This window comes from Caulobacter vibrioides, assembly GCF_002858865.1.
Classification (GTDB): domain Bacteria; phylum Pseudomonadota; class Alphaproteobacteria; order Caulobacterales; family Caulobacteraceae; genus Caulobacter; species Caulobacter vibrioides.
Genome location: NZ_PJRR01000005.1, coordinates 137,673 through 156,552, shown reverse-complemented (window position 1 = coordinate 156,552; position 18,880 = coordinate 137,673). Strand labels below are relative to the sequence as shown.

The following is an 18,880-nucleotide window of genomic DNA, read 5'->3' as shown; positions in this document are numbered from 1 at the left end:
GATGGCGGAGTCCAGCTCTGCGCCGCGAAAGAAACGTCCGGCGCGTCCTGAACCGCTGACCACTACCGATCCGACCGAGATCGCCCTGGAGGCCCTGTCCAAGGACAGGCCGCCCCCCGGCGCGGCCCTGGCCCTGGTGCTGGAGCAGAAGCGCCTGGTCAGCTGGCAAGTGGCCAACGAGCGCGCGGCCTTCATGCTGCGCCTGTGCGGCGCGGTGGTCGCGGCGGCGGCGCTGCTGGTGTTCGCCGCCATGGTGTGGTCCGCCAGTCAGTCTAAGGCGCTGGTCATCGAGCCCTTTTCAGTGCCGCCGGACCTGGCCGCCAACGGCCTGACCGGCCAAGTGGTGGCCAGTCGCCTGCTGGACCGGATGGCTGACATCCAGGGCAAGGCCCAGAGTGTCCGCGCGCCCAACAGCTTCGCCCGCGCCTGGGACGGCGGCATCGAGGTGCAGATCCCGTCAACCGGCGTGACGCTGGGCGAGTTGATGCGCGTTTTGCGCGACTGGCTGGGACAGGATCGTCACATCTCGGGCGAGGTGGTGCGGACGCCTGCGGGCCTGTCCATAGCGGTTCGCACCGGGGAGGGCGCAGCCGTCGTCATCGAGGGACGGGAAGCCGAGATCCAAGGGCTCCTGTTGAAGGCGGGCGAGGCGGCGTTCGGTCAGGTGGAGCCCTACCGCTACGCCGTGTACCTGCGCAGCGAAAAGCGTTGGCCCGAGTCCCAGGCGGTCCTGCAATCCTTGGTCAAGCAGGGTACGGCCAGTGACAAGGGCTGGGGTCATGTCGGCCTAGGGGCGTTAGCGCGAGGCATGGGCGACGAGCCCTTGGCGCTCGCACATTACCGGGCCGGTGTTGCGGCGGCCCCTTGGCAGTATCTGCCTTGGCTCAATCTCAGCCACTCGCAGACCCTCCTGGGCGATCTTGACGCCGCGCGTGTCAGCATACGCAATGCGCAGCAACGCCTGAATCGGCGTGGTGAAGTCAGGCAAGGCATGCTGGAGAGCGAGCGCATAAGCGCCAAATCTCAGAGGGCCATGCTGGAAGGCGACTTTATGACGGCCCGCAACGGCTGGGCTGAGTTGGTCACCGATAAGCACTACGGCCCGGCCGTAGGCGTGGCGACGTCGCGATTGGGTTGGGCTTATCTGGAGCTGCATGAAGTTCAGGCTGCGAAGCGAGCCCAGCTCACCTACGCAAAGGCGGACCAGTATCAGGATACGTTGGAGGAGGTGGGCGTTCGGTTGGCTCTGGCCGAAGACGATCTGCAAGGCGTGTTCGATATCGCGGACCGGACTGCAGAGCGCGTTAAAACTGTTCCCGCCACCAACGCCGTCCGCCGGTGTGCGATCGAACCTTTCGCCGCCCTGGCCATGGCGCGGCTGGGCGACCTGCCCGGCGCGCAGGCGCGGGTGAACGCCACGCCTGAGGACTGCTACGACGCCCTGATCATCCGGGGGCGGATCGCGGCCCTGGCCGGCGATCGCGCCGGCTCCGACCGCTGGTTCGGCCGCGCCGTCGCCCGAGCGCCGAGCGTTCCGTTCGCCCAGACGGCCTGGGCCGATGTCCGGCTGGCCCGAGGCGACCAGAGCGGCGCGCTGAAACAGGCCGAGGCCGCGCACCGCCTGGCGCCGCGCTTCGCCGATCCGCTGAAGCTGATCGGCGATGTCCGCCTGGCGCGCGGCGACGCCAAGGGGGCGGTCAAGGCTTATCAGCAGGCCGCCGAGCGCGCGCCGCGCTGGGGCGGCCTGTACCTCGCCTGGGGCGAGGCGCTGGCGCGTCAGGGGCGGATGGACGAGGCGCAAAAGACCTGGCGCGCCGCAAGCGGCATGGACCTTTCGGCGGCGGATCGGACGCGCCTCACGGGTCTCATGGCGAGGCTCTAGGCGATCAGGTCCGGATCGTTCCGCTTGAGCCACGCCGCCGCATAGGAGCAGAGCGGCACGATCCGCATGCCCTCGGCCCGCGCCGTCTCGGCGACCTTGGCCATCAGGCGGCCCGCCGCGCCCTGGCCACGCAGGGCGGGGTCGGTCTCGACATGGGGGATGACCAGGCGCTGTCCGGCCCGCTGGTAGTCGGCGAAGGCCAGGCGGCCGTCCTCTTCCAGTTCGTAGCGGGACAGTTCGGGGTTGTGGCGGAAGGAGTCGGGCATGGGGTTTCCTTCGCTTGATCAGGCCAGGATATCCAGATCCTCCCCCTAGCGGGGGAGGTGGCGCGAAGCGCCGGAGGGGGAAGTCCTGCTGACCTTGCCGCTTCCCCCTCCGTCGCCGCTACGCGTCGACACCTCCCCCGCTAGGGGGAGGATTGATCGTTTAGACCAGCTCGATCGCCATCGCCGTGGCTTCGCCGCCGCCGATGCATAGGCTGGCCAGGCCCTTCTTGCCGCCGCGCGACTGCAGGGCGTTGATCAGGGTGCAGAGGATGCGCGCGCCCGAGGCGCCGATCGGGTGGCCCAGCGCGCAGGCGCCGCCGTTGACGTTGAGCTTGTCGTCGGGGATGCCCAGTTCCTTCTGGGCGATCATGGCCACGACCGCGAAGGCCTCGTTGACCTCGAAGAGGTCGACGTCGGCGATGCTCCAGCCGGCCTTCTTGAGGGCCTTCTGCATGGCGGGCACCGGGGCGGTGGTGAAGAGGCCCGGCTCATGGGCGTGGGCGGCGTGGCTGACCACCTTGGCGAGGATCGGCAGGCCCAGCGCCTTGGCGACGCTCTCACGGGTCATGACCAGGGCCGCGGCGCCGTCGCTGATCGAGCTGGAGTTGGCCGCCGTGATGCCGCCGTCACGGCTGAAGGCCGGGCGCAGGGTCGGGATCTTGGCCGGATCGGCCTTGCCGGGCTGCTCGTCGGTGTCGACGACCTCGGTTCCCTTGCGGGTGACGACGCTGACCGGGGTGATCTCGGCCTTGAACGCGCCGCTCTCGACGGCGGCCTTGGCCTTCATCAGGCCCCGGGTTGCGTAGTCGTCCATCGCCTCGCGGGTGAACTGGTAGGTCTGGGCGCTGTCCTCGGCGAAGGCGCCCATCAGCTTGCCGGGGGTGTAGGCGTCCTCCAGGCCGTCCAGGTACATGGAGTCCCACATCTGGTCGTGGCCGATGCGGGCGCCGGCCCGGTGCTTGGACATCAGGTAGGGCGCGCCCGTCATGCTCTCCATGCCGCCGGCCACGACGACGTCGACACTGCCGGCCGCCAGGGCGTCATGGGCCATGATCGCGGCCTGCATGCCGCTGCCGCACATCTTGTTGACGGTGGTGGCCTCGACCGAGAGGGGCAGGCCCGCGCCCAGCGCCGCCTGACGCGCCGGGGCCTGGCCAAGGCCGGCGGGCAGCACGCAGCCCATGATGATCTGCTCGACCTTGTCGCCCGCCACGCCGGCGCGTTCGATCGCGGCCTTTACCGCCGTCGCGCCCAGCTCGGTGGCCTTCACCCCGCCCAGCGCCCCCTGGAAGCCGCCCATCGGCGTGCGGGCGTAGGCGACGATGACGACGGGATCAGCGGCGGACATGGATCAAGCTCCCTGGAAGGTATTTTGGGGTGGGATAGGCCCTCATCGCGTCCGAACAGGCAAGAGGGTTGCGGAAACGTGATGCGAAAGGGGCGAGCGGCGCCGCCGAATAAGCGAGCCGCCCGCCAGGTGGCAATGAACCGAGAGAGTCAATTGCGAAAAAAAACCTACGCCGGTTCATCTTCAAACGCAACGCTCTCTTGCTTTCCCCCGCGGAACGCCTCAACCTCGCCGAATGGGTCGTACAGCTGACTATACGAACGAACGGTGCTCGGTCGCCGCCACGCTGGAAGTCGTCGGTGATCCCTGGACGCTACTGATCCTGCGGGACGCCTTCGCCGGCGTTAAGCGGTTCGAGCAGTGGCAGGATCGCCTGGGCGTCGCCCGCAACGTGCTGGCCGCGCGGCTGAAGACGCTGGTGAGCCACGGCGTGATGGAAACGCGGCGCTATTCGGAACGCCCGCCGCGCCATGAGTACTGGCTGACCGAGAAGGGCCTCGCCTTGTCGCCGGTGCTGCTGACCATGGCCGAGTGGGGCGATCGTCATGTCTATGGCCGCGATAAGTCGCCGGTGCTGTTTCGCCACAAGACCTGCGGCTGCGCCTTCCACCCGGTGCTGGCCTGCGAAGCCTGCGGCCAGGTCGTGGATCGCCGGGACATCGAGCGGGCCGGGCCTCAGGACCTGACCGCGCCGACCGTCGGCGAGGCGCTGGACGCGGTGAAGATCGCCGCCGAATAGGCAGCGGCGCGACCTCCGCGACAATCCGCCGCAGCCCTTGGAGCGGGGCGGATTCGGGAAGGCTTCACCGTTCTCGGAACACGGTTTTCCGCATGTTCGGCGCCGCCAATCTCTTCCGACGGATACGGAACCTCTTCGCCATTCGGCGCGACCAGCCCGAGCTGGTGATCGCCCAGGCGCGCGCGCTCGCCTGGCAGGTGCCGCTGATGTACGTGGTGGTGCTGGCCAACGCCTACGCCCTGGCCGCGAGCCATCTGCGTGTCGCGCCGCTTTGGCTGAATATCGGCCTGCCCGCCTTGCTGACCGTGGTCTGCGCCATTCGCGGCGTCGGGTGGCTGAAGATCGGCCGCGCCGGTGTCGACCCCGAACGGGCCGCCCGGATGCTGGCCGGCACGCTCAAGACCTCGGGCTTCCTGGCCGCCCTGTTCGCGGGCTGGTCGCTGGCGCTCTATCCGTATGGCGACGCCTATCAGAAGGCCCACATCGCCTTCTACATGTCGATCACCGTCATCGCCTGCATCTTCTGCCTGATGCATCTGCGCGGCGCGGCGATCCTGGTGACCCTGGTCGTTCTGGGGTCGATGGTGGTCTTCTTCGGGACGACCGGCCAGCCGGTGTTCCAGGCCATGGCCGCCAACATCGTCGTCGTCTCGGCGGTGATGATCGTGATCCTGCTGACCCAGTATCGCGAGTTCTCCGACCTCGTGCAGTCGCGCGTGACCCTGACCCAGAAGGCCGAGGAGGCCCGCCGTCTCAGTGACGAGAACGACCGCCTCGCCAACCTAGACAGCCTGACCGACCTGCCCAATCGCCGCCGCTACTTCGCCGAGCTGGACGCGCGCGTCGAGGCCGCCCGCCAGAGCGGCCAGGGCTTCGTGGCCGGGGTCATCGACCTGGACGACTTCAAGCCGATCAACGACGCCTTCGGCCACGCCACCGGCGATCGCCTGCTGATCGAGGTCGGTCGGCGCCTGAAGGTGTTCGAAGGCGCGCCGATCCTGGCCGCGCGTCTGGGCGGCGACGAATTTGGCCTGATCATCGACGCGGCGCTGGAGCCGGACGCCCTGCGGGTGCTGGGCCGCGAGCTCTGCGCTTCGCTACAGGCCACCTACGATCTGCGCGGCGTGCGCGCCCAGGTCGGCGCCTCGATCGGCTTCTGTCCGTTCCCGTCCGGCGCCGACACCAGCGAGCAGCTGTTCGAGCGCGCCGACTACGCGCTGTACCACGCCAAGCAGAACGGCAAGGGCGCGGCGGTGGTGTTCGACGAGCGCCACGAGGCTGCGATCCGAGACATGGCGGTGGTCGAGCAGGCTTTGCGAAGCGCCGATCTCGAGCAGGAGATGAGCGTCCACTTCCAGCCCCTGGTGGACATCGTCAGCCAGCGCACCATCGCCCTGGAGGCGCTGGCCCGCTGGACCAGCCCCGAGATCGGACCGATCCGTCCCGATGTCTTCATCGGCGCGGCCGAACGCTCGGGCCAGATCGTCGAGATCACCCGCCTGCTGGTCGCCAAGGCGCTGCGCGAGATGCGCGCCTGGCCGATGGACGTGCGGGTGTCGATCAACCTGTCGGCCCGCGACATCGCCTCGATGGAGAACGTCCGCCGGCTGCTGGCGATCGTGTCGGAGAGCTGCATCGCGCCCCACCGCATCGATTTCGAGATCACCGAGACGGCCATCGTCTGCGACTTCGATCAGGCCCGCGACGCCCTGGCGGCCTTCCATGAGCTGGGCGTGCGCACGGCGCTGGACGACTTCGGCACGGGCCATTCCAGCCTGAGCCACCTGCGCCTGCTGCCGCTGGACAAGCTGAAGATCGACGCCAGCTTCGTGTCGGACATCGAGCACAATCCCACCAGCGAGGACATCGTCCGCACGGTGCTGCAACTGGGCCGCAACCTGCGCATGGAGTGCGTGGTCGAGGGCGTCGAGACCGAGGCCCAGCGCGACCGGGTGGCCGCGCTCGGCGCCACGGTCATGCAGGGCTACCACTTCGCCCGGCCGATGCCGGCCGAGGCGGTGCCGGGCTATCTCAACGGCGAAGCCGTCTCGGCCGCGCGCCGTCGGCGTGGACGGGGCGCGGGTCCTGACGTCTGGGATGGGGACTTCTGCCGCGAGGCCGGCTGAGGCCGACGCCGATCAGGCGGCGTTGAGGTCCATCTGCCGGGTCGTGCCGGCGATGAAACCGCCGCCCAGCACCCTATCCGGATCGGCCGGGTCATAGAGCACGCAGGCCTGGCCCGGCGCGACGCCTTCCTCGGCGCCGTCGAACACCACCGAAAGCGCGCCGTCGATCATGGCCAGGCGGCCGGGCACCGGTTCGCGGGTCGAGCGCACGCGGGCCAGCACCCGCTGTCCATCCTCGGCGGCGGCCTCCAGACTGTCCTGAGCGCCCAGCCAGCTTCCTTCCTTCAAGGTCAGGGACGCGGTCAGCAGCGCCTCGCGCGGGCCGACGATCACCTGGCGCTTGTCGGCGTTGATCTTGACCACGAACAGCGGGTCGCCGACGGCGATGTTCAGGCCCCGGCGCTGGCCGATGGTGTAGCGGGTCACGCCTTCGTGGCGGCCCAGCACCCGGCCGTCCAGATGCACCACGTCGCCGGCCTCCGCGCCCTGCGGGCGGATGCGGTCGATGACGGTGGTGTACTTGCCCTCGGGCACGAAGCAGATGTCCTGGCTGTCGGGCTTGTCGGCGATCGACAGGCCAAGACCGGCGGCGACGGCGCGCACGGTCGGCTTGTCCATGCCGCCCAGCGGGAAGCGCAGGAAGTCCAGCTGTTCGCGCGTGGTGGCGAACAGGAAATAGCTCTGGTCCTTGGCCGGATCGGCCGCGCGGCGCAGCTCTGGCCGGTTGCCGCCGTTTCCGGGCATGGCGCGCTGGACGTAGTGGCCGGTGGCCATCGCCTCGGCGCCCAGGTCGCGGGCCACGTCCAGCAGGTCGCGGAACTTGACCGTCTGGTTGCAGCGCACGCACGGGATCGGCGTCTCGCCGCGCAGATAGGCGTCGGCGAAGTCCTCGATGACCTGCTCGCGGAAGCGGCTCTCATAGTCCAGCACATAGTGCGGGATGCCGATGCGCTCGGCGGCCATGCGGGCGTCCAGGATGTCCTGACCCGCGCAGCAGGCGCCCTTGCGCGAGATCGCCGCACCATGGTCGTAGAGCTGCAGGGTCACGCCCACCACATCGTAGCCGGCGCGGGCCAGCAGGGCGGCGGTCACGGTCGAGTCCACCCCGCCCGACATCGCCGCGACGATCCGTGTTCCCTCCGCCAGGCCGACGGCGGCGCGCGCCTGCTCGACCGCGCGCGCGATCAGCGTGTCGGAGTCGGGGGCGGGGGGCGTGTCGATCGAAGCCAAGTCCATCGCGGCCATATAGCGGCTTGACCCGGATTTTGCGAGGCGAGGGCTATGCGGCCTTACTTCAGGACATTCAGCAGCGACGAGGCCTGCAGGCTGCTGAACACCTGGGCCGAGGCCTGCACCGCCAGCTTGGCGGCCTCCAGGCGTGTGACCGCCTCGGCCATGTCCACGTCGACGATGCCGCCGACCATGGTGGTCAGGGTGTCGGCCTGGTTGGACAGGTCGATCTCGGCGGCCTCGAAGCGCTTCTGGTTGACGCCGTTCTTGCCCTGGATGTCGACCACCGACTTGTAGGCGCTGTCGAAGGTGGACAGCATGCCCTTCAGGAAATTGACCTGGGTGTCGTTGAGATTGCCGGTGAAGGGGCCGTTGGCGTCGATATAGGCCTGCACCTGCTTGAAGGCGTCGAAGGTGGCCGTGCCCAGGGCGTCGCCCAGCACGCCGGTCTTGGCGTTGGTCTGTTCGTCCACCCGGTTGGTGGTGATGTACTGGTCGTTCTGGAACAGCGAGGCCGTCGACGGGGCCGCCGTCAGGTCGGCCATGGTGGCGGCGGTGGTGGTCGCGGTCTGGGTCTGGGCGCCGGAGAACACATAGAGCCCGTTGGACTTGGTGTTGACGCCTTGCACCACCTCGCTGAACGCCGCCTGCAGCTGCTGCATCAAGGTGGTGGCGTTGCCTGCGGCCATCGCGTTGGCGATGGCTTCGCGCGCATCCTTGGTGCCGTCGGCGACCCGTCCGATGCCGGTGTTCTGCATCTCCAGCCGATTGGTGACCAGCTTGGTCTGGTCCAGCAGGCCGTTGATCTTGGTCTGGGCGCTGCGCATGGCGGTCAGCACCTCGGCGTTCTTGGCGTAGCCGCGCAGGTCGGTGGCGACCTTCTGGCTGGCCACCTGTCCGCCCACCTCATTCTGGCGGATCTGCGCCTTCATAAGGTTGGACGTCATGACGTTGTAATTCTGGACGGTCGAGACGCGGGTCATGGCTTACCCCAGGATTCCGGTGAGCACGTCGAACATGTCCTTGGTCGCCTGGATCAGGCGGGCCGAGGCGTTGAAGGCTTGCTGGTAGGTGGTCAGGTTGATCAGTTCTTCGTCCAGGTTCACGCCCTCTTCGGACTGACGCTGGCTGTCGACTTCGCTGGACACCGCGGCGGCGGCGTCCTTGCGGCTTTCGGCGGTGGCGGCCTTGCGGGCGATGGAGCCCCCGAAGTCGGCGGCGTAGCGCGAGACGGTCATGGTCACCGAGGCGGCGCTTCCGGCGACGCCGAACGTCGCGGTGCTCTCGCCGGCGTTGGCCAGGGCCAGGGCGCCGCGACCGTCGCCGATCGCCAGGGCCGCATTGCCGCCCACGGCCTGGGTCAGGTCCAGCTTGGCGAAGGGCAGGAGCTTGGGGTTCTGGTCCATCGCCGTGTTGAGGAAGAACTTCTCGCCGCGCGTGCTGCGTTCGGCGGGACCGATGCCGAACAGCTGGCTGGCCGACGGACCGCCGGCGCCGCGCTCGGTGCTGTCGGCGACGATCGACATCGTCACCGGCGTGTTGGTGTTCGACGTGAAGCTGACCTGGCCCTTGGCGTTCATGGAGAACTGGCCATAGAGGCCGACCCCCGAGGCGCGGGAGTTCAGCGCGTCGATCATGTTCTGCATGGTCCCGCCCACGGGCGGGGTGAAGGGGATGTCCCGGATCCGACCGCCCTCGACGTCGGTCAGGCGGATCGTCATCTGGCCGGTGGTGAAGCCGTGCAGGTCCGACGACGTCAGGCCCGTCTCGTACGGCGAGTAGCCGCTGGTGCGGACGATGTCGTTGAGGCCGAAATAGTGGCTGAAACCCTTGCCGGTCTTGCTGGACGGGGTCGTAGCGTCGTCGGCGATGGCCACGCCCAGGCCGCCCACGCCGTTGATGCTCAGGGCGCCGTTCGAGAAACCCGCCGCGCCCTGGCCGCCCAGGGCGGTGTTGAGCTGGGCCAGGAAGTTGGCCGGGGTGAAGGCCGGGCCGGCCGCGCCGTTCACGGTCATCGTGCCGGCGTCGAAATCGATGTCGATCCGGCGCTGGATCACGCCGCTGGCGTTGGTCAGGGCGATCGTGGTCTTGCCGGTGAAGCCGGTCAGGGCCGCCTGGGCGTCCAGACCGGTGTTGCGGCCCGTCAGGCTGGTGGGGGCGGGCACCGACGAGGCGGCGTTGGCGGCGCGGTTGATCTCCTCGGTCGCGCGCGAGGTGAACTCGCCCAGCTGGTCGGAGAGGTTGACCAGGTCGATGTTGCGCACGTCCATCAGGCCGCGGATTTCGCCGCTCGAGATGTTCAGCGGGACCGGATAGTCCGAGCCGTTGGCGAGCTGCACCGTCAGGAACCCTGTCGCGGTGGCCGAGGTCTGGTAGGTGACCTTGGCCGCGCCGTCGCCCGCCAGGTTCAGACCCTCGGTGGACCGCACCACGATCCCGCCCAGGGTGCGGGGCGAGATCTGCACGTTCATCAGCTTGGAGAGCTCATCAACCAGGCTGCTCTGGACGTTCTCGGCGCCCGTGGCGTCCGCGCCCGCGACCTTGGCCCGCGTGATGTCGGTGTTGAGGGCGTCGATCTGGCTGAGCAGGTCATTGACCCGCCCGACGTCGGCGGCGATCCGCGTATCGGCGTCCTTGCCCAGCTTCGACAACGAGGCGGTGATGCGGCTGGACCCGCTGAGGAAGTCGTCCAGCCGGGTCAGCGCCTGGGTGCGCAGCAGGCTGGAGGAGGGGTCGTCCTGCGCCGAGGAGAACGCGGCGTAGACGTCGTCCAGCACGGTGAAGAAGCTGGTCTCGCCGCTGGGGTCGCCGAACAGCTGCTGGGCGCTGTTGAGCGTGCTGGCGACGATCGAGGCGCGGCCGCTTTCCGAGGCGGCGTTCAGGCTGGCTGACTGCAGGAAGGCGTCGGTGGCGCGCTTGATGGCGTCGATATTGACGCCCACGCCCATGCCGTTGGACAGCAGGTTGGACTGGCTGACCGTCTTGCGGACATAGCCGGTGGTGTTGACGTTGGCGATGTTGTCCGACGTGACGCGCAGACCCGTCTGCGCGGCGTTCATGCCGGACGTCGCCGTGCTCATGATCGCATTGAGCGACATGGATCAGGCCTCCTTCGGCTCGGCAAACCGCGCAACGCATGATGCGCCGTTGCCCGGCGAAACTTGCCGGGTCGCGGTGGGGCATGATCCCCGATGATGTGCCAAGCCATTGAAATTCATGGCGATGTGTTCCGGCTGCCGGAAATTCGACGAGAGGTCTTCCGCAAGGACGGCGCCAAGCCGGGGCGCGGCTCGGCGACGCGGCAACTCCCGTCCCTGAAGGCCGCCCGAGCTCGGCAAAAAGCGCCGCACCCGGTGCGATTTTTCTTCGTAAACAAGCCATTAAAGTCATTTATAACAGAGGCTTAGGTCGTGTTTTCCGAGTTGGCCCGACCGTTGCTGAGGGAGGCGACGAAGGCGTGTCCGTCATGGAGCGCCGCCAACCGAGCAACGACTGCGCATGACCGCGATCGCCGCACCCACCGCCGCTCTTCCCGCCGCGCCGACCCCGGCCGGCGGCGTCAAGGCGTCCGCCGAGGGCTTCGACGCCCTGCTGGCCATCGCCGGCCGTTCCGACGACACGCCGTCCCCGCGTCCGACGCCCCAACGCGCCGAGACCAAGGCCGACGATCGGGATGCGGATCGGGACGCGAAGGCCGTCGAAAAGCCCGCCCGGACCGAAACCAAGGCGGTTGACCGCGACGACGAGGCCCGAGCCGACAGCGGCGATGCGGTCGAAGACGCCCGCGACGCCAAGGCCCCGAGCGAACGGACCGCCGACAAGGCGGCCGGCGAGGAGACGGCCGACGCCGAGACGGGCGGGGAGGCTTCGGCCGAGGCGGATACGACCGCCGCCGCCGCTCAGGCCGCCGCGACGCTGATCGCCGCCATGACCGTCGAGCCCACGACCCCGGTCCCCGCCGAAGTGACTGAAGAGGCGGCCCCGGCGGTTGCGACCGTCTCGGCCAACGCCGTCGCGGCCTTGCCCGCCGCCGTCGAGACGGTCGAGGTCGCGCCGGTCGCCACCCCGCAGGCCGCCGCCGATCCGGCGCTTGAGACCGCCGTTGCGGCCTCGCCGCAGGCGCCGTCCCAGGCCCCGGTCGCGACCGCCGAAGGACAGGCGCTGGACGCCGCCGGGCTCGAGGCCCTGACGGCCCTGGCCGGCGAGGAGCCGGCGGTGGTCGACACCGAGGCCACGCCGCAGACGCCGACCACCCCGTCCCAAGCCGCGAAGGCCGCGCCGTCGGCCGCCGCCGCGACCGCCGCGACCGCCCCGCAGGTGGCCAGCCTCTCGGCTTCGGTGGTTGAAGCGCCGATCGCCCCGGCGGCCGCGCCGGTTGAGGTTCCCATCGCGCAAGAGGTCGCCCCGGCGGCGATGGCCGCCGCTGTCGACGCTGCTGAGGTCTCGCCCGCCGTGACGGCGGATATCGCACCGGTCGCGGCCAAGCCGGCCGAAGCGACCAAGGCCCAGAGCGCGCCGGTCGCGGCCCCCGCCGTCGTGGCCGCCGAAGCCGCCGAGACCCCGCAAGCCGTGGCCGCCGTCGCCTCAGGCGCCTCGAGCGGCGACGCCAACGCCAACGCCAACGGCGACACCAATACGAACGCCAAGGGTTCTGAGACCGCCGCCGGCGCCGCCGTGACACTGGAGACTTCGGTCGCCGGCGCGGCGACCACCGAGGCCTCGCCGTCCGCGACGCCGACGCCCCTGGCCCCGACCCCTGTCGCCAGCGCCAACGCGCCCGCCGCCGCGCCGGCGCCGGTGCGCAGCTCGCCCGAAACCGTTGCGGCGCTGTCAGCCGAGATCATCAAGAAGGCCGACGCCAAGACCACCCGCTTCGACGTGGCCCTGACGCCCGACGGCCTGGGCAAGGTCGACGTGCGGATCGAGATCGGCCGCGACGGCGTCCTGACCGCGTCGATGCGCTTCGACACCGTCCACGCCGCCCAGGAGCTGCGCGGCAAGGCCAATGAACTGCGTCAGGCCCTGGCCGACGCCGGCTTCAACGTCGCCGACAACGCGCTCAGCTTCGACGTCTCCAGCCAGGGCGGCCAGAGCCAGAACCCGTTCTTCGCCTTCGAGGGCTGGGGCGACCAGGGACAGCGCGCCTTCTCGGGCCGCGCCTTCCAGGCCGCCCTGACCGGCGAGGAAGACATCACCATCACCCCCGAACTGCTGCCCGGCCTGAAGACGGTCGCCGACAGCGGTCTGGACATCCGGATCTAGGAGATACCGACATGGCCACCGCCGTCTCGTCACAAAACACCGCGTCGGTCCTCGACAAGATCAACAACTCGCGCACGTCGCTGGCGACCAACAAGGAGACCTTCCTGCAGCTGCTGACCACGCAGTTGAAGAACCAGGACCCTCTGTCGCCGACCGACACCACCCAGATGACCCAGCAGATCACGCAGATGACCGGCGTGGAGCAGCAACTGGTCACCAACGACCTCTTGGCCGCTCTGGTGGGCATGAACACCGGCACGGGCCTCTCCGAGGGCGTCGCGATGATCGGCAAGCAGGTTTCGGCGATCAGCGACACCTCGACCCTGAAGAACGGCAAGGCGACCTTCTCCTGGACCCAGCCCAGCGCTTCGGCGTCCCTGAAGGTCGAGATCAAGAACCCTGCCGGCAAGGTGGTCCGCACCCTGACACCGGAAGACCAGAAGAGCGGCGACCACATCATCACCTGGGACGGCAAGGACGACAGCGGCGCCCAGCTGCCCGACGGCGGCGTCTACGGCATCGTCGTGACGGCCAAGACCGGCGACGGCAAGGAAATCAAGGCGACCAACATCAAGGGTCGCACCGAGGGCGTCGTGACCGCCGTCGACAACGCCACCGGTCAGCCGATGGTCGTCGTCGATGGCAAGACCATCCCCGTCGACAACGTCGTCGGCATCAAGGCGGCCGCCGCCTAGAGCACTCAACCAGGCCGAGGCGGCCTGATCCCCCATCGACCGGGCGTCAGAATGACGCCGACGCGGTCCCCGGAAGACGGTCTTCCTGCGGATCCAAACGCAAACAGCGCTGAACCCTCGTCCCCCTTTTTTGTAGGAATTCAGTCATGAGCATCAACAGCGCCATGCTCGCCGGCGTTTCCGGTCTGGTCGCCAACTCGTCGGCCCTGGCCGCGATCTCGGACAACATCGCCAACGTCAACACCGTCGGCTTCAAGCGTTCGACCTCGAACTTCTCGACGCTGGTCACGTCCGGCAACAAGAACCAGACCTACAGCGCCGGCGGCGTGAAGGCCCAGACGCACCAGTTCATCAGCCAGCAGGGCCTGACCCAGTCGACGACCTCGAACCTGGACATCTCGATCTCGGGCTCGGGCTTCTTCGTCACCACGGAAAAGCCGGAGAACCTGACGGCGACCGATACGCGGTCGTTCACCCGGGCCGGCTCCTTCCAGCTCGACAGCCTCGGCTATCTGCGCAACGACGCGGGTCTCTATCTGCAAGGCTGGCTGGCCGACCCGGTCAGCGGCCTGATCACCCCCGATCCGTCGGACCTGATGCAGCTGGCCTCGATCAACGTCGGCAGCGTCGGCGGCACCGCCGAGAAGACCACCCGCGTCGGCGTCAACGCCAACCTGCGCTCGGAGCAGCCGGTGGCGGCGGCGGTCTCGTACAAGGTCGGCACGGCCGGCTCGCCGTCGAAGACCAACGTCGTCGACTCCGCGACCAATTCGCACAACTACGACGTGGTCTACAGCTCCACCGGCATCGCCAATCCGGTCTCGGGCAACAACGAGTACCTGGTCGACATCAAGGAAAACGGCGTGATCGTCGCCACCGGCAAGGTGGCCTATGACGCCGCCACCAACGAGTTGGTCAGCTCGACGATCGACTACAAGGGCGCCAGTCCGGTCACCGGCTCGATGACCACCACCCGCATCAACGCCGCAGGCACCACGGTGAACCTGGCCGATCTGGGCATCGTCAACGCCTCCGGCGCCGACGACGCCGAAGTCGTCGCGGGCAAGCTCTACGACCCGTCCACCTGGTCGATGTCGGACTACGCCAAGGACAACAGCAAGGGCGTGAAGCCGGACTTCGAAGTCCAGATCCCGCTGTCGGACTCCAAGGGCGGTCAGCGCACGGTGACCCTGTCCATGCTGAAGGGCCCCGGTCCGAACCAGTGGTACGCCGAACTGCGCGCCAAGCCCGGTGACCTGGCCAACAACGGCAACGGCCAGATCAGCACGGGCATCATCGAGTTCACCACCGACGGCAAGCTCAAGAACACGGGCGGCCTGTTCGGCAGCACCAGCCCGACGGCGATCACGATCAAGAGCTCCGGCTATATCGCCCCGGCGGTCACGCCGCCGGCCGTGCAGCCGCCCGCGCCGCCGACCTGGGCCGACGCCCTGGGCATCGACGAGCAGGAAGTCCAGATCGACCTGGCCAGCGCCGCCGGCGGCCTGACCCAGTACAACAGCCAGTCGGTGGTCCAGTCGGTGAACACCAACGGCACGGCCTTCGGCAACCTGACCAATATCGAGATCGACGAGGGCGGCTACGTCTCGGCCATCTTCGATAACGGCGTCACCCGCCGCATCGCCCAGGTCGCCATCGCCACCTTCTCGAACCCCAACGGTCTGAAGGGCGTGAACGGCAATGCTTATCGCGTCACCAATGAGAGCGGCACCTACAGCCTGAAGGCTCCGTCGCAAGGCGGCGCCGGCGCTCTGGCGCCTTCGACCCTGGAAGCCTCGACCGTTGACCTGTCGCAGGAGTTCACCGGACTGATCACTACTCAGCGCGCCTACTCGGCTTCGTCGAAGATCATCACGACCGCTGACCAGATGCTTGAGGAACTCTTGAATATTAAGCGCTAATCATAGGGCTTAACATTCTTTAATTCTTGTGTTTCACACTGAGACACTACGGACTGCTAAGGAGCCATCTTGTTTAGGCCTTTCTTTACTATTGGAATTAAGCCGCTGTTATTAGGCGGCGCCTATAGTGGCCTTCAACAGTGATGGTTGTGGGAAAGGCGTAAAGCCATGTTGCAGCAGCAGCGCACCAACAGCCGGGGTGAAAAGTACGTCATCGGTCCGACCGGTGCGCCTCTCACTCTGGCGGATTTGCCGCCCGCGGAGACCCAGCGTTGGGTTATCCGTCGGAAGGCCGAGGTCGTGGCCGCCGTTCGCGGGGGTCTGCTCTCGCTCGACGAGGCGTGCGATCGTTACAAGCTGACGAACGACGAGTTCCTCAGCTGGCAGCAGTCGATTGATCGGCACGGCCTGGCGGGCCTGCGGACCACCCGGATCCAGCAGTACCGTTAAGGTGGGTAGGGTGAGTTGATGTGACCGCCCTTCCTGGCCTCGAAAACCCCACGGGCCTTGCGCCACAAGGGTTTGATGACGTTCAGCGGCCGCGCCTGCAAGGGCGCGGCCGCGACGTTTTGGCGCCGCCGGAAAGCCTGACGATCGGCAGATATAAACGCCTCGTTTACCTTGTACTGGGTAAATCCTGCCTACCGGCGAGCGCTTCGTATGCGTTCGGCGGGCTTCCCCTCGGGGATTGTTGACGCAGGGGATGGGGCTTCGTGGAAAGCTTTCTGGGTTCAATCAGGCAGTTCGGCGTCGGGCGTCTCGCCGCGATGCTGGGTGTCGGCGCGGGTGTCGTCGCCGTGCTCGTGGCCCTGGTCATGTTCATGGGCAAGGAGCCCAGTGAGCTGCTCTATTCCAACCTGGACCTGAAGGAAGCCTCGGAAGTCACCCAGGCGCTGGATCAGGCCGGCATCAAGTATGAAACCAAGGGCGACGGCTCCACGATCATGGTGCCGCGCGACAAGGTCGCCAGCGCCCGCCTGATGGTGGCCGGCAAGGGGCTCGTGAGCTCCGGCTCCATCGGCTACGAAATCTTCGACACCAACAATGCGCTCGGCCAGACCGACTTCGTCCAGCAGCTGAACCGCCAGCGCGCCCTGCAGGGCGAGCTGGAGCGCACGATCAAGGCGATGCAGGGCGTCAACAGCGTCCGCGTACACCTGGTGCTGCCCAAGCGTCAGCTGTTCGAGGAGGACGCCGAGCAGCCCTCGGCCGCCGTGACCATCGGCGTCGGCTCGCGCGAGCCCTCGTCGGACATGGTCCGCGCCATCCAGAACCTGGTCTCGTCGTCGGTGCCGAACATGAAGGCCGAGAAGGTCGCGGTCATCGACCAGCACGGCAAGACCCTGTCGGCGCCCAGCGACGAGAGCCTGGCCGGCAAGATGGCCCAGGACCGCAAGTCCGAGGTCGAGGCCCGCATCGCCAAGACCGTCAAGGACATGATCGAGGGCGTGCTGGGCCCGGGCAAGGCGCGCGTGAACGTCACCGCCGAGCTGGACCTGAACCGCGTGACCACCCAGGAAGAGCGCTTCGATCCCGACGGTCAGGTGATCCGTTCGGAGAGCACGACCGAGGCGTCCAGCCAGGAAAACAAGAACGACGACAACGCCGGCGTCACCGCTGCGGCCAATGTTCCCGGCGGTCAGGGCGCCAACGGGTTCCAGCAGCTGGGTTCGCGCACGGGTCAGAACGACGCCGTCACCAACTACGAGATCTCCAAGTCGGTGACGACCACCGTCCAGGAGCCGGGCACGATCAAGAAGATCGCCGTCGCGGTCGCCATCGACGGCGTCTCGGCCCCGATGGCCGCGGACGGCAAGCCCGGCGCCTACACCCCGCGCACCGCCCAGGAGATCCAGCAGATCGAGGAGCTGGTGAAGACCGCCGTCGGTTTCGACGCCGAGCGCGGCGACCAGGTCCGGGTCACCAACATCAAGTTCCCGCAGCCCGAGGACCAGGGCCTGGAAGAGCAGGGCCTGCTGGCGGGCTTCGACAAGAACGACATCATGCGCGCCGCCGAACTGGGCGTGCTGGCGGTCGTGGCCCTGCTGATCCTGCTGTTCGCGGTCCGTCCGTTCATCAAGAACCTGTCGGCGCCGGCCCCGGGCCAGATCGCTCTGGCCGGTCCTTCGGGCGGTCCGCCCGTCACGCGGCTGGTGACGCTGGCGGACGGCACCCAGCAGCAGGTGGTGGTCGATCAGTCCGGTGAACCGATCGCGCTCGCTGGCCCGCCGGTCAGCGACATCGACCAGCGTATCGACATCGCCAAGATCGAGGGTCAGGTGAAGGCCTCGTCGATCAAGCGCGTGTCCGAGTTCGTCGAGAAGCATCCCGACGAGTCCGTCGCGATCCTGCGTAACTGGCTGCACGAGTCGACCTGATGGCTATGAAGCTCGCCGTCAACGACGTGAAGAACCTGTCGGGGCCTGAGAAGGCCGCGATCGTTCTGCTCGCCTTGGGCGAGGATCACACGCGTATCTGGGAAGCCCTGGACGACGAAGAAATCAAGGAAGTCTCCCAGGCCATGGCGGGTCTGGGCACGGTGTCGGCCTCGGTCGTGGAAGATCTGCTGGTCGAGTTCGTGTCGGGCATGAGCTCGACCGGCGCGATCATGGGCTCCTACGAGCAGACCCAGCGCCTGCTGGCCTCGTTCATGCCGCAGGACAAGGTCGACGCCCTCATGGAAGAGATCCGCGGTCCCGCGGGTCGCACCATGTGGGACAAGCTGGGCAACGTGAACGAGGCCGTGCTCGCCAACTATCTGAAGAACGAATACCCCCAGACCGTCGCCGTCGTGCTGTCGAAGGTGAAGAGCGACCACGCCGCCCGCGTGCTGGCCTGCCTGCCGGAAGACTTCGCCCTGGAATGCGTCACCCGCATGCTGCGGATGGAGCCGGTGCAGCGCGAGATTCTCGACAAGATCGAGATGACCCTGCGCACCGAATTCATGTCGAACCTGGCGCGCACGTCCAAGCGCGACAGCCACGAGATGATGGCCGAGATCTTCAACAATTTCGACCGCCAGACCGAAGCCCGCTTCATCGCCGCCCTGGAAGAACGCAACCGCGAAGCCGCCGAGCGCATCCGCGCGCTGATGTTCGTGTTCGAGGACCTCTCGAAGCTGGACCCGGGCGGCATCCAGACCCTGCTGCGCGGCACGCCGAAGGAGCAGCTGGCCCTGGCCCTGAAGGGCGCCTCGGACAAGCTGCGCGACCTGTTCTTCTCCAACATGTCCGAGCGCGCGGCCAAGATCATGCGCGAGGACATGGACAGCATGGGTCCCGTGCGCCTCAAGGACGTCGACGCCGCCCAGGTGGGCATGGTGCAGGTGGCCAAGGATCTCGCCGCCAAGGGCGAGATCATGCTGGCCGGCTCCGGCGCCGACGACGAACTGATCTACTGAGGGGCATGCG

16 protein-coding genes are annotated in these 18,880 nt (G+C 68.0%); 10 read left to right on the top strand and 6 right to left on the bottom strand.

What is annotated here, in order from left to right; all coding sequences use genetic code 11:
* Position 1 precedes the first annotated feature (1 nt).
* Positions 2–1,882 (top strand): tetratricopeptide repeat protein, encoded by a 1,881-nt coding sequence (locus CVUC_RS02230; RefSeq protein ID WP_105212840.1) that lies wholly within the window; start codon positions 2–4, stop codon positions 1,880–1,882.
* Here the strand turns inward: CVUC_RS02230 and CVUC_RS02225 are convergent.
* Together CVUC_RS02225 and CVUC_RS02220 are read right to left on the bottom strand one after the other, a co-directional pair.
* A complete protein-coding gene (locus CVUC_RS02225) occupies positions 1,879–2,148 on the bottom strand; it encodes a GNAT family N-acetyltransferase (RefSeq protein ID WP_096032692.1) in 270 nt (89 codons plus the stop codon). The two genes, CVUC_RS02230 and CVUC_RS02225, sit on opposite strands and share 4 nt — an antisense overlap.
* Positions 2,149–2,308: 160 nt before the next feature.
* Positions 2,309–3,496, bottom strand: a complete 1,188-nt coding sequence (locus CVUC_RS02220) for an acetyl-CoA C-acyltransferase (RefSeq protein WP_096032693.1) — start codon at positions 3,494–3,496, stop codon at positions 2,309–2,311.
* Between the two features lie 235 nt (positions 3,497–3,731).
* On the opposite strand from CVUC_RS02220, the gene CVUC_RS02215 reads away from it, so the two are divergent.
* On the top strand, positions 3,732–4,235 hold the full coding sequence (locus tag CVUC_RS02215) for a winged helix-turn-helix transcriptional regulator (RefSeq protein WP_010918780.1): 504 nt from the start codon (positions 3,732–3,734) through the stop codon (positions 4,233–4,235).
* A 92-nt stretch (positions 4,236–4,327) separates the two neighbouring features.
* Positions 4,328–6,361 (top strand): putative bifunctional diguanylate cyclase/phosphodiesterase, encoded by a 2,034-nt coding sequence (locus CVUC_RS02210; protein WP_096032694.1) that lies wholly within the window; start codon positions 4,328–4,330, stop codon positions 6,359–6,361.
* Positions 6,362–6,373: 12 nt separating this feature from the next.
* Here the strand turns inward: CVUC_RS02210 and mnmA are convergent, their stop codons facing one another.
* From mnmA to CVUC_RS02190, 4 genes are read right to left on the bottom strand one after another with little or no spacing between them, the layout of a single operon-like run.
* Entirely contained in the window at positions 6,374–7,597 is a 1,224-nt protein-coding gene (gene mnmA, locus CVUC_RS02205; protein WP_096034737.1) for a tRNA 2-thiouridine(34) synthase MnmA, read from the bottom strand.
* A gap of 53 nt (positions 7,598–7,650) precedes the next feature.
* Positions 7,651–8,574, bottom strand: coding sequence for a flagellin (locus CVUC_RS02200; protein WP_096032695.1), 924 nt, complete (start codon positions 8,572–8,574; stop codon positions 7,651–7,653).
* 3 nt (positions 8,575–8,577) lie between these two features.
* Entirely contained in the window at positions 8,578–10,689 is a 2,112-nt protein-coding gene (gene flgK / locus CVUC_RS02195; RefSeq protein WP_096032696.1) for a flagellar hook-associated protein FlgK, read from the bottom strand.
* A gap of 3 nt (positions 10,690–10,692) precedes the next feature.
* Positions 10,693–10,809, bottom strand: coding sequence for a hypothetical protein (locus CVUC_RS02190; protein ID WP_101685783.1), 117 nt, complete (start codon positions 10,807–10,809; stop codon positions 10,693–10,695).
* Positions 10,810–11,089: 280 nt separating this feature from the next.
* Between CVUC_RS02190 and CVUC_RS20750 the strand changes: the two genes are divergently transcribed.
* From CVUC_RS20750 to fliG, 7 genes are all read left to right on the top strand, one after another.
* On the top strand, positions 11,090–12,853 hold the full coding sequence (locus tag CVUC_RS20750) for a flagellar hook-length control protein FliK (RefSeq protein ID WP_423748625.1): 1,764 nt from the start codon (positions 11,090–11,092) through the stop codon (positions 12,851–12,853).
* A gap of 11 nt (positions 12,854–12,864) precedes the next feature.
* Positions 12,865–13,548: a flagellar hook assembly protein FlgD gene (locus CVUC_RS02170; protein ID WP_096032698.1), complete on the top strand. Its 684-nt coding sequence runs from the start codon at positions 12,865–12,867 to the stop codon at positions 13,546–13,548.
* Between the two features lie 146 nt (positions 13,549–13,694).
* A complete protein-coding gene (gene flgE / locus CVUC_RS02165) occupies positions 13,695–15,470 on the top strand; it encodes a flagellar hook protein FlgE (RefSeq protein WP_096032699.1) in 1,776 nt (591 codons plus the stop codon).
* A gap of 168 nt (positions 15,471–15,638) precedes the next feature.
* Positions 15,639–15,920, top strand: coding sequence for a CtrA inhibitor SciP (gene sciP / locus CVUC_RS02160; protein ID WP_010918787.1), 282 nt, complete (start codon positions 15,639–15,641; stop codon positions 15,918–15,920).
* A gap of 20 nt (positions 15,921–15,940) precedes the next feature.
* The gene (locus CVUC_RS02155) at positions 15,941–16,165 is read left to right on the top strand and encodes a hypothetical protein (RefSeq protein ID WP_012640085.1); all 225 of its coding nucleotides are present in this window, start codon (positions 15,941–15,943) and stop codon (positions 16,163–16,165) included.
* A gap of 18 nt (positions 16,166–16,183) precedes the next feature.
* Positions 16,184–17,848, top strand: coding sequence for a flagellar basal-body MS-ring/collar protein FliF (gene fliF, locus CVUC_RS02150; protein ID WP_010918789.1), 1,665 nt, complete (start codon positions 16,184–16,186; stop codon positions 17,846–17,848).
* Complete coding sequence (fliG, locus tag CVUC_RS02145) at positions 17,848–18,870, top strand: flagellar motor switch protein FliG (RefSeq protein WP_010918790.1); 1,023 nt, start codon at positions 17,848–17,850, stop codon at positions 18,868–18,870. Before fliF ends, fliG begins: the two co-directional genes overlap by 1 nt.
* The last annotated feature ends 10 nt before the right edge of the window (positions 18,871–18,880 follow it).

Bases quoted from the DNA above. Each gene is read 5' to 3' on its own strand.
- fliG (WP_010918790.1), top strand. From the start codon at position 17,848: ATGGCTATGAAGCTCGCCGTCAACGACGTGAAGAACCTGTCGGGGCCT.
- sciP (WP_010918787.1), top strand. From the start codon at position 15,639: ATGTTGCAGCAGCAGCGCACCAACAGCCGGGGTGAAAAGTACGTCATC.
- CVUC_RS02215 (WP_010918780.1), top strand. From the start codon at position 3,732: ATGGGTCGTACAGCTGACTATACGAACGAACGGTGCTCGGTCGCCGCC.
- CVUC_RS02220 (WP_096032693.1), bottom strand. From the start codon at position 3,496: ATGTCCGCCGCTGATCCCGTCGTCATCGTCGCCTACGCCCGCACGCCG.
- flgK (WP_096032696.1), bottom strand. From the start codon at position 10,689: ATGTCGCTCAATGCGATCATGAGCACGGCGACGTCCGGCATGAACGCC.
- CVUC_RS02170 (WP_096032698.1), top strand. From the start codon at position 12,865: ATGGCCACCGCCGTCTCGTCACAAAACACCGCGTCGGTCCTCGACAAG.
- mnmA (WP_096034737.1), bottom strand. From the start codon at position 7,597: ATGGACTTGGCTTCGATCGACACGCCCCCCGCCCCCGACTCCGACACG.
- CVUC_RS20750 (WP_423748625.1), top strand. From the start codon at position 11,090: ATGACCGCGATCGCCGCACCCACCGCCGCTCTTCCCGCCGCGCCGACC.
- flgE (WP_096032699.1), top strand. From the start codon at position 13,695: ATGAGCATCAACAGCGCCATGCTCGCCGGCGTTTCCGGTCTGGTCGCC.
- CVUC_RS02225 (WP_096032692.1), bottom strand. From the start codon at position 2,148: ATGCCCGACTCCTTCCGCCACAACCCCGAACTGTCCCGCTACGAACTG.
- CVUC_RS02230 (WP_105212840.1), top strand. From the start codon at position 2: ATGGCGGAGTCCAGCTCTGCGCCGCGAAAGAAACGTCCGGCGCGTCCT.
- CVUC_RS02200 (WP_096032695.1), bottom strand. From the start codon at position 8,574: ATGACCCGCGTCTCGACCGTCCAGAATTACAACGTCATGACGTCCAAC.
- CVUC_RS02190 (WP_101685783.1), bottom strand. From the start codon at position 10,809: ATGAATTTCAATGGCTTGGCACATCATCGGGGATCATGCCCCACCGCG.
- CVUC_RS02210 (WP_096032694.1), top strand. From the start codon at position 4,328: ATGTTCGGCGCCGCCAATCTCTTCCGACGGATACGGAACCTCTTCGCC.